We start from the raw sequence: 13,164 nt of genomic DNA on the forward strand, positions 1-13,164 counted from the left end.
TGATCGGTACATAGTGCACCGCAGCGATGGCTGCAACAGACACAGCCTAACCTGCTGTTTTTACATACTCCTCTTAGGAGACGAAAATGTGGGTTCAAAAAAAACCAACTCAACACTTGAAAAAGGTTACCGATCTGTACACATTCAAGACACAGTGTACCGATCAGTAAACTCAGGAGCGAACATATGAGACCCCGCACCAGACCTCTCTCGCACCAGTACATCCCCCTTCTTTTGACCATCGCCTTGATGGCAGCTTCTCTGACCTGAAAGACCCGCGCATGAACCGTCCTCCTCTGCCCCCGTTCACCCTGGAAACCGCAACGCAAAAAGTGCGATTGGCGGAAAACGCCTGGAACAGCCGTGATGCGGATGTCGTGACCCCGGCCTATACCGAAGACAGCCAATGGAGAAATCGGGCAGAATTCCTAATTGGCCATGCAGACATCCATGCCTTTCTGACACGCAAGTGGCACAAGGAACTGGACTATCGGTTGATCAAAGAGCTGTGGGCCTTTTCCGGTGACCGCATTGCGGTTCGTTATGCTTATGAATGGCGTGACGACAGCGGTCAGTGGTTTCGGTCTTATGGCAACGAAAACTGGCAATTTGCCGAAGATGGTCGAATGGCCGAACGCCACGCATCGCTGAACGACCTGCCGATTGCGGAAACCGAACGCCTGTTTTTCTGGCCGCAAGGCCCCCGCCCCGACGATCACCCCGGCCTGTCCGATCTGGGACTTTGAAAGGACATCTCATGCCTCGCGCCTTTTCCGAACTGACCTTCACCCCTGCCGTCCGCGCCCATCAGGAACGGATGGGGTCTGCCAAGACCTATGCCAAATTCATCGAAAGTGGCCCGCAGCAAGGCCACGAAATCGGCGAGCCTGAAAAGGCCTTTATCGAAGCGCGGGACGGGTTCTATCAGTCCACCGTGTCCGAAACGGGTTGGCCATATGTGCAATACCGCGGCGGACCGACCGGGTTTCTCAAAGTTCTGGGACCGCAGACAATCGGTTATGCCGACTTTTCGGGCAACAAACAGTATATCTCGCGCGGCAACCTGGATGGAAATGACCGGGTTGCAATGATCCTGATGGATTACGCCAATCGGCGACGCCTGAAAATCCTTGGCCGGGTCGCGTTCACCGAGGGCGAAGATGCCACAACCAGACTATATCCTGACGGTGCCGATGCCTTGGCTGAACGCGCCGTGATCATCCGGGTCGAAGCGCTGGACTGGAACTGCCCGCGCCACATCACGCCCCGCTTTACCGAGGCCGAGCTTCGCCCACATCTGAACTCGCTAGGGCAGCAATTGGCGCAACTTCAGGCCGAAAACGACAGGTTGAAGCAAGAGCTGGCAAAACAGTCCTGACCCAACAGCGCCTGATGAACCTCTCGAACCAGGACTTTGCCCATGTCGCGATCTTCATTGAATATGGCCGGTTTCATTCTTGTAGGCATCGCGCTGACCACGGCCGCAGTGTCGCTTGCGTTCTTTGCCTCACCCGAGGCCGTCAGATCGCCGCCACCGGATACCTACAACTCTCTCTTGCTAGAAATGTTTGCGAACAGGTGACGCCGACGCGCGGGTTGCAAAAAAGAAAATCCGCGATACCTCTTGACCTTCCCGTGACTGGAACCCCCATTTGGAGGGCAGATAACACATCGGGACGAGTCGCATGGCTACGCCGCAAACAACACAACTCAAAATCTCGGGCATGTCCTGCGCGTCCTGCGTGGGGCGTGTAGAAGCCGCATTGCAATCGGTGCCAGAAGTGACCGACGCCTCGGTCAACTTTGCGACCGAAACGGCGCAGGTCACACATACCGGGCCGATCAACGCACTGACTGACGCCCTGAGCAACGCCGGGTACCCGGCGGCCAGCAAGCAGACGACCCTGAAAATTGGCGGGATGACCTGCGCCTCGTGCGTGGCAAAGATCGAGAACGCGCTGACCGCTGATTCTGCGGTCGTCGACGCACAAGTCAATCTTGCGACCGAAACCGCTGTGGTCACGTTTATCGACGGGGCCACCGACCCGCAAAAGCTGGCCAGTTTGTCTGAGGCAGCAGGATACCCTGCGCGCGTGGCAGACAGCATGACGGCTGCCCAAACAGACCACACGAAATCCGACGAAGCGCATGCGCTGACCCGCGCGACGATCTTCGCAGCGGTATTGGCTCTGCCAGTATTCATTCTGGAAATGGGCGGGCATATGATCCCGGCCTTCCATCATTGGGTCCAGGCCACGATCGGCACGCAAACCAGCCACCTCATTCAGTTCGCACTGACCTCGGCCATACTGATTGGCCCCGGGCGCGTGTTCTACGCCAAGGGTATTCCGTCACTGATGCGCGGATCGCCCGATATGAACGCGCTGGTCGCCTTAGGAACGGGGGCCGCCTATTTGTTTTCCGTCACCGCAACCTTCGCCCCGCAGATCCTGCCGCAGGGTAGCGCCAATGTGTATTTCGAGGCCGCCTCTGTCATCGTGGTTCTCATACTGCTGGGCCGGGTCATGGAAGCGCGCGCCAAAGGCCGGACTGGGGCCGCGATCCGCAAGCTGGTTGGGTTGCAGCCCAAAACGGCACGGGTCGAACAGGGCGGGAACTTCATAGACAGGCCCATCGCTGACATAACAGTAGGCGATACCCTGCAGATCCGCCCGGGCGAACGGGTTCCCGTGGATGCCGAGGTTCTGGACGGCACCTCTTATGTAGATGAAAGCATGATCACCGGCGAACCGGTGCCGGTGGGCAAGTCGCCTGCGGATCAGGTCGTTGGTGGAACGGTGAATGGTACCGGAGCGCTGCGGGTGCGCGCAACGCGCGTTGGAGCCGACACGGTGCTGGCGCAGGTCATCCACATGGTCGAACAGGCGCAGGGGGCGAAGCTGCCGATCCAGGGGCTGGTCGACCGGATCACTGCAAGGTTCGTTCCAGTAGTTATTGGGGTTGCGCTGCTGACGATTGCCGTTTGGATGTTCGTTGGCCCGGACCCTGCTTTGCCATTGGCGTTGGTCGCCGGTGTCTCAGTTCTGATTATCGCCTGCCCCTGCGCCATGGGCCTTGCGACACCAACCTCGATCATGGTCGGCACCGGCCGCGCGGCAGAATTGGGTGTGCTGTTCCGCAAAGGCGATGCGTTGCAGCAGTTGCAGCAAGCCAAGGTGGTCGCGCTGGACAAGACCGGGACACTTACGCTGGGGCGACCTGAACTGGAGAGCGTTACGACCGCAAACGGCTTTGACCGCGACAGTGTTCTGCGTTTGGCCGCCGCCGTCGAGGCAAGGTCAGAGCATCCCGTTGCCACTGCCATCACTCGTGCCGGACCATCTGAATTGCCCAAGGTATCAGAATTTGAGTCTCTCACGGGGCTGGGAGTTCGGGCTGTGGTCGAGGGGCATAAGTTGCTGATCGGTTCGGCCAGATTGATGGAACAGAACGACATAACCGTCAGGGACCTGATGGCCGAGGCCAACCAGCGCGCCGAAGAAGGCGCAACCCCTTTGTTTGTCGCCATCGACGGTCAGGCCGCTGCAATGCTTGCGGTCGCGGACCCGATCAAGCCCGGCACTGTGCAGGCGCTTGGGCGGTTGCACGAAATGGGGCTAACTTTGGCGATGGTGACAGGCGACAACGCCCGGACGGCGCAGGCTCTGGCGGACAAGCTGGGCATTGATCATGTCACAGCCGAAGTGCTGCCCGATGGTAAGCTTGCCGCGATCAATGCGCTGCGCGACACGTTTGGTGCACTGGCCTTTGTCGGGGATGGCATCAACGATGCCCCGGCACTGGCTTCGGCGGATATCGGCATCGCCATCGGAACCGGCACAGACGTAGCGATTGAAACTGCGGATGTGGTGCTGATGTCGGGTGATCTGCGCGGTGTCGCAAACGCGGTCGAGATCAGCCGCAGAACCATGCGCAACATCAAGCAGAACCTAGGCTGGGCGTTTGGTTACAACATCCTGCTTATCCCGGTTGCTGCGGGAGTTCTTTACCCGTTTGGCGGCCACCTTCTGTCCCCGGCCCTTGCCGCAGGGGCCATGGCATTGTCCAGCGTCTTTGTCGTCTCGAATGCGCTGCGCCTGCGACGCGTCCGCGCCAGCCTGCCTGACGCCCCGCAAGACCATTCAACACAAACGGTGACCTCATGAATATCGGCGATGTTTCAAACCAGACAGGTCTGCCCGCAAAAACAATTCGGTACTATGAAGATATCGGTTTGGTAAAACCGCTACGCGATGACAACGGATACCGCAGATTTCGCAGTCAGGACGTGCACAAACTGAATTTTCTGGGCCGCGCCCGCGCCTTAGGATTCACGATCGAGGATTGCCGGACGCTGATGGCATTGTACGAGGACGAAACTCGTGCCAGCGCCGATGTCAAAAAGGTGGCCCGCGCGCATATGGCTCAGATCGAAGCCAAGATCGCTGACCTGAACGCCATGCGGGACACTCTGAGCCATCTGATCGACGCTTGCGCAGGGGACGACAGACCCGATTGCCCGATCCTACAGGATTTGGGCGGCAAAGCGTGACGCGGGGTTGCCCTTTGGACGCAGCTTTGCTTTGTCTCTGCTAAACAATCCGGCCCGGTGAAAGAAACGGGTACCGGACAGCAGAGAGGATCTCCAAATGGCAAAAGTCGCGTTTCTGGGTCTGGGCGTCATGGGCTATCCCATGGCCGGTCACTTGCAGGCCGCAGGTCATGAGGTGACCGTTTACAACCGCACCGCCACTAAGGCCGAAGCTTGGGTCGCCCAACATGGTGGCGCCATGGCGACAACGCCCCGAGAGGCCGCGCAGGGTGCAGATTTCGTCATGGCCTGTGTCGGTAATGACGACGACCTACGGATGGTTTGTACAGGTGAAGACGGCGCATTCAGCGGCATGTCCAATGGGGCGACCTTTGTTGATCACACCACTGTTTCGGCCATGGTGACACGCGAGTTGTACGAAGTTGGGCAAACAAAAGGCATCGCTTTTGTGGACGCTCCGATCTCGGGCGGTCAGGCAGGGGCAGAAAATGCGGTTCTGTCGATTATGTGCGGTGGGGATCAGGCGGCGTATGACGCGGCTGAACCGATTATGCAGGTCTATTCCAAGATATGCCGTCGTATCGGCGACAGCGGTGCAGGTCAGATGACCAAGATGTGCAACCAGATCGCTATTGCCGGTCTGGTGCAGGGCCTCAGCGAAGCGCTGCACTTTGCCGAGAAGGCGGGCCTTGATGGCCGCGCAGTCGTTGAAGTTATCAGTCAGGGCGCGGCAGGCAGTTGGCAGATGGCAAACCGATATGAGACAATGCTGGATGACCATTTCGAACATGGGTTTGCGGTGGACTGGATGCGTAAGGATCTTGGCATCTGTCTGGATACGGCCAATGAAACAGGGGCTTCGCTGCCTGTGACCGCTCTGGTCGATCAGTTTTACAAGGACGTTCAGAAACTGGGCGGCGGACGCTGGGACACATCCTCGCTGATCAAACGCCTGCGCGCGCTGGATTAAAGGACCGTCGCACTGATGACCGAGTTGACCGAATTCTGGGCCCACGCCCTGCGCATCCATTGGGGGCTTGAAGCCAAGCTGAACCGGCTGGACGGCGAATATGACCTCAACTTTCTGGTCAGGGCCACCAATGGTCAGGACTACGTACTGAAAGTCATGCGCGCGGGTTGCGAGGCAGAGTTCATTGACCTGCAGATCAAGGCGCTGAAACACGTTGCCGCCGAGGCACCGGGACTGCCCTTTCCCAGTGTTTTTCCGGATATCAACGGTACGCTGCTCCCGGAAATCCCTGATCAGGATGGGCAGCCCCGACTGGTTTGGTTGCTCGAATGCCTGCCCGGCCATTGCTATGCCAAGGTTGCGCCTAAATCCGAGGAACTGATCCTGAAACTGGGCCGCGTTCTGGGGGCAACCGACCGGGCACTGGAACGGTTTACCCATGACGGGCTGCACCGCGCGGATTTCAAATGGGACCTGACACAAGCGGGCTGGATTTCGGACAAGCTGAAGGCCATTGCCGACCCTGCGCGGCAGGCGATGTTGTCAGAGATTTGCGTTGAATTCGATGCAATCTCGGGCCCTCTGGCGGGCCTGCCGAAACAGGCGATCCACAATGATGCCAATGACTACAACATATTAGTCGACGGTGAACTGGGTCAGCGGCAAGCCGTCTCTGGCTTGATTGATCTTGGTGATATGTGCGCCGCACCGCGTATCTGCGATCTGGCAATTGCCGGGGCGTATATCGTTTTGGACCACCCAAAACCCGAGCGGGCATTGACGGCGTTGGTGCGTGGCTATCACGCGGCCAACCGTCTGCGTGCTGACGAGGTCGATCTGATCTGGCCGCTGCTGCGGATGAGGCTGGCCGTGTCCGTGGTGAACTCGACCTTGATGGCCGCGGACAATCCGGAAGATCCTTATGTGACCATCAGTCAGGCCCCTGCGTGGCGCTTCCTAGAGAACGATACGGTGAATGGCGGCTTGATGTCCGCCCGGCTGCGCGCCGCCTGCGGATTGCCGGTGACCGACGGGGCCGAACGCATCCACGCCTATCTGGCCGAGCATCGCGGTCAATTCGCACAGATGTTCGAACAGGATCTGAGCGATATTCCGATGGGATCTCTGTCGGTTGAAAACTCGACCTGGCCCCAGAACCCGTTCCACATGCCGCTAGACGAAGCCGCGCGCGTGGGCGAAGAGTTCGGAGAAGGCCTTTGGCTGGGTTACTACAACGAACCGCGCCTGATCTATGCCGAGCCGGCGTTCCGCAAAGGACCGTGGAAGGCCTCTGACAGGCGAACGGTGCATTTGGCCGTAGACGTATTCGCCCCTGACGGAACTGTTTTGCATGCACCTGTGAGTGGTCGGGTCGAGGCAGTCGAAAACCGCGATACGCATCTGGATTATGGCGGCGTAGTGATCCTGCACCATGAAACACCCGAGGGTGATCCGTTCTATACGCTCTATGGTCATCTCGACCCCGAGGTCTGTGACCGGCTGAAACCGGGCGATCCGGTCGCACAGGGCGCGGCTTTTGCACGGCTGGGGAACGCCACGCAGAATGGCGGCTGGGCCCCGCATGTGCATTTCCAACTGGCCCTGACAACTGACGGGATGCAGAACGACTGGCCCGGTGTCGGCGACCCAGACGAGATGGAGTTGTGGCACGCCGTTTGTCCCAACCCGGCAGCGCTATTGAACCTGCCGGACGAAAAAGTGTTCTATCGCCCAACCGACAAGCAGGCGATCCTGCAAGGGCGGCATGACCATTTCGGTGGAAACCTTAGCCTGACCTATGATGATCCGGTCATGCTGGTGCGCGGGTGGAAGCATCATCTGTTCGACGAATGGGGCCGTCCTTATCTGGACGCCTATAACAACGTCCCCCATGTGGGCCACGCGCATCCGCGCATTCAGGCCGTCGCAGCGGACCAGCTTAAGCGGATGAATTCCAACACCCGCTACCTTCACCCCGCACAGACCGCGTTTGCCGACAAGATTCTGTCCAAGCTACCGGATCATTTTGAGGTCTGCTTTTTCGTCAACTCGGGCACCGAGGCCAACGAGCTGGCCTTGCGTCTGGCGCGCGCGCATACCGGGGCCAAAGGCATCGTAACGCCTGACCACGGGTACCACGGCAATACGAATGCGGCGGTGGCGATCTCTGCCTACAAGTTCAACAAACCGGGCGGGATTGGCCAGGCCGATTGGGTCGAACTGGTCGAGGTTGCAGACGACTACCGGGGCTCATTCAAGCGCGACGATCCTGACCGGGCACAGAAATTCGCCGATCTCGTGGATCCGGCTATTGCAGTGCTACAGGACAAAGGCCAAGGGTTGGCTGGCTTCATCGCCGAGACCTTCCCATCGGTTGGCGGCCAGATCATCCCACCCAAAGGGTATCTGCCAGCCGTCTACGACAAAATCCGTGCGGCCGGCGGGGTTTGTATTGCTGATGAGGTGCAGACCGGGCTAGGTCGCCTTGGTGACCACTATTTCGGCTTTGAACACCAGGGAGCGCTGCCGGATATCGTTGTCATGGGTAAACCCATCGGAAACGGCCATCCGCTGGGCGTACTGGTCACCACCAAAGCCATCGCCGACAGTTTCAACAACGGCATCGAGTTCTTTTCGACCTTTGGCGGCTCCACCCTGTCCTGCCGGATCGGCAAAGAGGTGCTGGACATCGTCGATGACGAAGGCCTGCAAGATAACGCCCGTGTCATGGGTGGGCAGCTGATGGATGGGCTCCGTCAGATCGAGGCTGATTTCGCCTGTATCGGTGACGTGCGCGGCATGGGCTTGTTTCTTGGTGTAGAGCTGATCAATCCAGACGGATCCGAGGGCACCGAAATCTGCAGTTACGTCAAGAACCGGATGCGCGATCACCGTATCCTGATCGGCAGCGAAGGACCCAAGGACAACATCCTGAAAGTCCGCCCTCCTTTAACCATCGAGGCGGAAGACGTCGACATGATCCTTTGGACCCTGCGCGAGGTTTTGTCCGAAGCCGGTGACTTTGCCCCTGCCCCGACTTGCGATCATGATCATCATCACGCGGGCTGCGGGTGCTGCTGAAACAACAAAACCCCGGCTCGCCAGAGTCGGGGTTTTGAAGCCGCCTGCCGCTTAATGCAGCACGGCCGAGGGGGTTTTGTGCCCGGTTGTCGGCAAGGGCACTGACGCGGTCATCCGACGCAGCACCATACCCATCTCTTCGGACAGTGACGCCAGTGCCGGGGCAAAGTCTGGTCGAACGATCAGCGTTGCCATCATCATCGCGTCTTCACGCGCCCCTTCCGAGGCTGCAGCAATCATCTGGGCAAAACAGTTTTCGTCTGCGCCAAGGCAGGAACAGCCAAGTCCGTGCCGTACCAACGGACGGCGGCCGTGGTGGGCACACAGCCCGCACAAACGATCCAGCGTCATCATTGCAGCCCGCCCCTGATCAAGACCAAGCGCGATCTCGAAATCGCTTGCAGCATCCGAACGGGCCTCGGGACTTTCGCTCCACAATCGCAGATACATCACAGCACCGGCTTCGATTGGGCTGAGGTCGGACAGACGCCCAACCGCAGCGCCACCGCGCGAGGAATGCGTGCTCATTTTGTCAGGATCAGCTTGCCGGCGCGTGTGATACGCAAGGTATATAGTTGATCGCCCAGTTCGATATGGGCCAGGTTGCCACCCTTGGTCAGATCTTCGGCCTTATGTGCCGGAAGCATGGACACCGCATAGGACTGGCTGGGATTCGGGGTCTGCACATTCATCAGGACAACTCCAGTAGGTTCTCGGGCGAAGGGCCTTAATTTGTTCGCGCTTTCAACAATATGGCTGACCCGAACTGGGTTGGCTGAGGGGTCTTTCCATTAATCTGATTAATTTAGTCAGGTATGTCAACCCTATTCGATGGAAACCGCGGATGTGGGGTGATTGTGCAAGGATTTTATGCAGGTTAGGTCTGGCTCACGCGCATTAACCGACGGGGAAACCGATGACCGCAACAATCATGTTCGACCTGGATGGAACGCTGATCGACAGCCTTCCGGACATTGCAGCGGCCGCCAACCGGACATTACTGGATATCGGCATCGCCCCGTTGCCGGAAAGCACGATCAAGCAATTTGTGGGCAACGGTCTGCCAAAACTGGTCGAACGGATGATCCGCCATCACGACCTGCCGATCGAGCAGCATAGCGAATTGACCAAACTCACACTCGCCCATTACTCTGCCGCCTCCAGCGACAAAACGATCCCCTACCCAGGCGTCCCGCAGGCGCTGACGCAACTGCGCGAAATGGGCTGCGTTCTGGGCGTATGCACAAACAAACCTGAGGCACCCGCACGTCATATTCTGGACGCACTGGATCTGGCGCATCACTTCGAAACAGTGTTTGGCGGCGACACACTACCCGTTCGCAAACCAGACCCCGTGCACCTTGAGGCAAGCTTCAACGCGGTCGCCAACGCTGGACCCCGGCTCTATGTCGGAGACAGCGAAGTGGATGCCGAAACTGCGCGCCGTGCAAACGTGCCCTTTCTTTTGTTTTCGGAAGGCTACCGAAAAACTCCGGTGGAAGAGATCCCACACAGGTTGAGCTACGATGACACGCATAAACTACCCGCACTCGTCCTGGAGGCATTGCAGGGATAGGGGAGGAATTTACTGGCAGGGGGACTTGGGAAGGCGGTTGAGGGGCCGGCCGAGGGGGTAAGTAGCCAGCCCCTCATCGGGGAAAAGTGGTATTGTCCGCAGTAACTCTTTGGATGAATTAACCTTAACGAATCGACCTGCCTTCAGGAATTGGGGGTTTCCCGTAGGTGGATCTAACTAATTGAAATTTCTATTATTTTTATGACGAATATTACAAAAAAATCGAAAACCAACGATTTGACACTCGGGTGATCACACGAATCATCCACCTGAGGGGCGACAAACTCTGCTCCAAGCGCCGCTTGCCGCGAAAAAATGGCCAGGTTTTCGTCACAAAACGATCCGCGTCCGCAGGTCGATCAGGGTGACGCTGGATTGCGCCAGATTCAGCATTTGGTCTTCAATGAACTGAAAAGACGGTGTGGTCTGCGAGCTTGGTGAAATCGAGAACCGGTAGAAAGCTTCGAGCGTGACTTGATCCCAGTCAACGCCTCGGGCTTCGGCCCGACTCGGACCCACCCCTTAAAGGTTTGTCTTGCGACCGTAATAGTCGCCCCCGTAGAAACAGAGTGGTCAAAAAACGTGGCGGTTCCCTTGGTTGCTCCGGCCCGAAGAAAGAGCATCCATTTGCTTTCCACGAACCACGTGGCAGAAAAGGCCGCCCATAATCTTCGGCACAGCTGCCATCATCGGCGGTATCAGCGTAACCGGGCGCCCAGGAAATACTGTGTCTGGCCTTGTGGGTTTGGGTTGTTCAAAGCCGGTCCTCAAGTCATATCAATCAGCTCTGATAGCTCCGTCTGTCTGAACAAACTACATTTCGATTGGGCCGAGAGGGTTATTTGCGCAGATTAATAACTGGTGGCTCGGCTGCCAACTGCTGTTGCAATTTCACGAGCGCTGTCAAATCGAAGAGAACATCGTCGGCCCCAAGTCTCGGTCTTTGAATCTTGTAGTATCTGATGCAGCCCAGCCCCCTACCCTTGCCAAAGCAAACTTGCTTCACGGCAGAGGCACATCCCGTTGCCTTTCGTCCTGCGGATCATTTTCCTGCAACACTCTGAAATAGTTTCCTTTGCTGCCCCAAGCAGCGTAACCTTAGATAAGTTTTGACGGCGCCGGTCTGGGTTTGCAGGCTTGTGACGCAGAAAACCGAGGGAGTGAGCATGCATAAGGTAACTATCGTCGGGGCCGGGATCGCCGGGCTCACCGCGGCTCTTCGTTTGTTGGAGCGGGGATACCACGTCACCCTGTATGAGCAGGACAATTTCATTGGTGGAATGTTGCGGTCCCATAAGGAGCACGACCACGGCGATTATCCGCGCGAGCACAGCTATCACATGCTGTGCAATTGGTATTACAACTTCTGGTCGGTCGCAGAAGACCTGGGAATTGAAGACAACTTCACACCGCGCGAAGCCTTCAAGTTCCTCTATGACGGTGATCTCGACAACATGCCCGAAATGGTGAACCCGGGCGGCATTCAGGATTTTTACCGCAACCTCACCGGTGGCGCAGCGCCGCCTGCTGAACTCTTCCTGTTCATGTATTCGATGGTCGATCTGCTTTCGATCCCGGACAGTGAAGATGACAAGCTTGACCGGATGTCGTTCAACGGCTGGCTGCGCGGGCGGCCCTATTGCACCGATGTTGTGGCGAAGCTTCATGAGAAGATCTGGCAAACCGTGTGGGCGATTGACAGCTGGCAAGCTTCGGCGCGCAGCTACAAAACCTTCCTGAAGTACGGCAACCGCGTTCCGGTTCCGCAGCTTTGGCTGTTTGATGGGTCCAAGAAAGAAACTCTGATTGATCCCTTCCACAAAAAGCTCGATCAGTTCGGAGACCGGTTTGAGCTCAAGTACCGCCACCGAATTCGCGAAGTGCATCCCAACGCAGACGGCACTCGGATCGAACGGCTGGTGTTTGACAAGGTAACCAAATCGCCATCAGTTAACCCCAAATGGGGGATCGCAAAGAAAGACATCGAAGTGGATGTCAGCGATGAGAATGTGATCATCAGCATCACCCCCGGTGCGATGGCCTCAATGGTAACTGATGATCTCTACAACGCCGACCCGGATCTTGGGCAGCTGAGATACCTGGAGGCCGAACCGATGGCGTCGGTCGAGCTTTATCTCAAGCGGAAACTACCCGGCATCCCTTCGGATGTGGTGGTGTTCATGGATACACCCTATGAGATGACGTTCCTCAACTACTCGGCGACGTGGGGCCTCAAAAACACCTTCCTTTATGTGACAGTTTCGGATTTCAAATCGCTTCTGTCTGTAAAACCCGAACGCCGGGACGAAAACCAGAACCTCATTCTGGATCTCAAAAATCCCAAAACCGCGATCGACTATATTCTGCGAGAAATCACTGCCAAGTTAGAGATAACCGAGGCGGATATCGATCTGTTCCAGACTTCGGTCGATACAAATACTGGCGAAGAGCTTTTCGCCAATCTCACCGGCAGCTGGGAACATCGCCCCGAGGTCAACACCAAGTTCGAGAACCTGTTTCTTGCCGGGACTTACGTCAGAAATTTCGCGGATGTTTCGACCGTCGAAGGCGCCTGTGCAACAGGGTTGATCGCGGCTGAAGGCGTACGTCAGGCCGCGCAAAGAGAACCGGACAAAGGCGATGCGGGTAAACCGGTAGAAGTGATCACACCCGATTTTTATCCCAGCCAGATGTTTCAGACGCTCAAGATCGCCTGGGCACCCTATGCCGCCAGTGCAAAAGCCTGGACGCTTGCGGACAAGGCGCTGGGGATTAATAAGCTTTGGCCGCCGAAGGACTTCAAGTTTCCGAAGTCGAAATTCACACCGAATCCCGAGGACCTTGGTTCACTGTTTACGGATTGGCTGCCTGCAAGTAAGTGGAACGAAAAGACTTTGGGCCTGGGTCCAATGTTCTGGAACTATACAGAAGACGGCAAGCCCCGTAAAAAGTAACCAAGAATACCTCGCACGAGTAAGAGACGAC

General features: G+C 57.4%; 12 protein-coding genes. 9 read left to right on the forward strand and 3 right to left on the reverse strand.

Annotated features, from left to right (window positions below; all coding sequences use genetic code 11):
- Positions 1–281: 281 nt before the first annotated feature.
- The 7 genes from AC2FIB_RS06135 to AC2FIB_RS06165 all read left to right on the forward strand — a co-directional run bounded on the left by AC2FIB_RS06135 (position 282) and on the right by AC2FIB_RS06165 (position 8,603).
- Positions 282–746, forward strand: a complete 465-nt coding sequence (locus AC2FIB_RS06135; protein WP_496733738.1) for a nuclear transport factor 2 family protein — start codon at positions 282–284, stop codon at positions 744–746.
- Positions 747–757: 11 nt separating this feature from the next.
- Positions 758–1,378 carry a pyridoxamine 5'-phosphate oxidase family protein gene (locus AC2FIB_RS06140; protein WP_496733737.1) on the forward strand — a complete coding sequence of 207 codons (621 nt, stop codon included), beginning with the start codon at positions 758–760 and terminating at the stop codon, positions 1,376–1,378.
- 42 nt (positions 1,379–1,420) lie between these two features.
- Positions 1,421–1,582, forward strand: a complete 162-nt coding sequence (locus AC2FIB_RS06145; protein ID WP_472722960.1) for a hypothetical protein — start codon at positions 1,421–1,423, stop codon at positions 1,580–1,582.
- 103 nt (positions 1,583–1,685) lie between these two features.
- The gene (locus AC2FIB_RS06150; protein ID WP_496841824.1) at positions 1,686–4,166 is read left to right on the forward strand and encodes a heavy metal translocating P-type ATPase; all 2,481 of its coding nucleotides are present in this window, start codon (positions 1,686–1,688) and stop codon (positions 4,164–4,166) included.
- Positions 4,163–4,552: a Cu(I)-responsive transcriptional regulator gene (gene cueR, locus AC2FIB_RS06155; protein WP_282121076.1), complete on the forward strand. Its 390-nt coding sequence runs from the start codon at positions 4,163–4,165 to the stop codon at positions 4,550–4,552. Before AC2FIB_RS06150 ends, cueR begins: the two co-directional genes overlap by 4 nt.
- A 97-nt stretch (positions 4,553–4,649) precedes the next feature.
- On the forward strand, positions 4,650–5,522 hold the full coding sequence (locus tag AC2FIB_RS06160; RefSeq protein ID WP_496733732.1) for an NAD(P)-dependent oxidoreductase: 873 nt from the start codon (positions 4,650–4,652) through the stop codon (positions 5,520–5,522).
- 15 nt (positions 5,523–5,537) lie between these two features.
- Positions 5,538–8,603: an aminotransferase class III-fold pyridoxal phosphate-dependent enzyme gene (locus AC2FIB_RS06165; RefSeq protein ID WP_496733730.1), complete on the forward strand. Its 3,066-nt coding sequence runs from the start codon at positions 5,538–5,540 to the stop codon at positions 8,601–8,603.
- A gap of 51 nt (positions 8,604–8,654) precedes the next feature.
- Here AC2FIB_RS06165 and AC2FIB_RS06170 read toward each other — a convergent pair whose 3' ends face one another.
- Complete coding sequence (locus AC2FIB_RS06170; RefSeq protein ID WP_472722957.1) at positions 8,655–9,131, reverse strand: hypothetical protein; 477 nt, start codon at positions 9,129–9,131, stop codon at positions 8,655–8,657.
- Positions 9,128–9,295, reverse strand: a complete 168-nt coding sequence (hemP, locus tag AC2FIB_RS06175; RefSeq protein ID WP_081894606.1) for a hemin uptake protein HemP — start codon at positions 9,293–9,295, stop codon at positions 9,128–9,130. The genes AC2FIB_RS06170 and hemP overlap by 4 nt, the downstream gene beginning before the upstream one ends.
- A gap of 224 nt (positions 9,296–9,519) precedes the next feature.
- On the opposite strand from hemP, the gene gph reads away from it, so the two are divergent.
- Positions 9,520–10,179, forward strand: coding sequence for a phosphoglycolate phosphatase (gph, locus tag AC2FIB_RS06180; RefSeq protein WP_496733726.1), 660 nt, complete (start codon positions 9,520–9,522; stop codon positions 10,177–10,179).
- A gap of 330 nt (positions 10,180–10,509) precedes the next feature.
- Here the strand turns inward: gph and AC2FIB_RS06185 are convergent, their stop codons facing one another.
- Entirely contained in the window at positions 10,510–10,698 is a 189-nt protein-coding gene (locus AC2FIB_RS06185) for a hypothetical protein (RefSeq protein WP_496733725.1), read from the reverse strand.
- 647 nt (positions 10,699–11,345) lie between these two features.
- On the opposite strand from AC2FIB_RS06185, the gene AC2FIB_RS06190 reads away from it, so the two are divergent.
- Positions 11,346–13,133 (forward strand): FAD-dependent oxidoreductase, encoded by a 1,788-nt coding sequence (locus AC2FIB_RS06190; protein WP_282120224.1) that lies wholly within the window; start codon positions 11,346–11,348, stop codon positions 13,131–13,133.
- Positions 13,134–13,164 lie beyond the last annotated feature (31 nt).

It is taken from the genome of Ruegeria sp. YTSA072 (assembly GCF_059610285.1).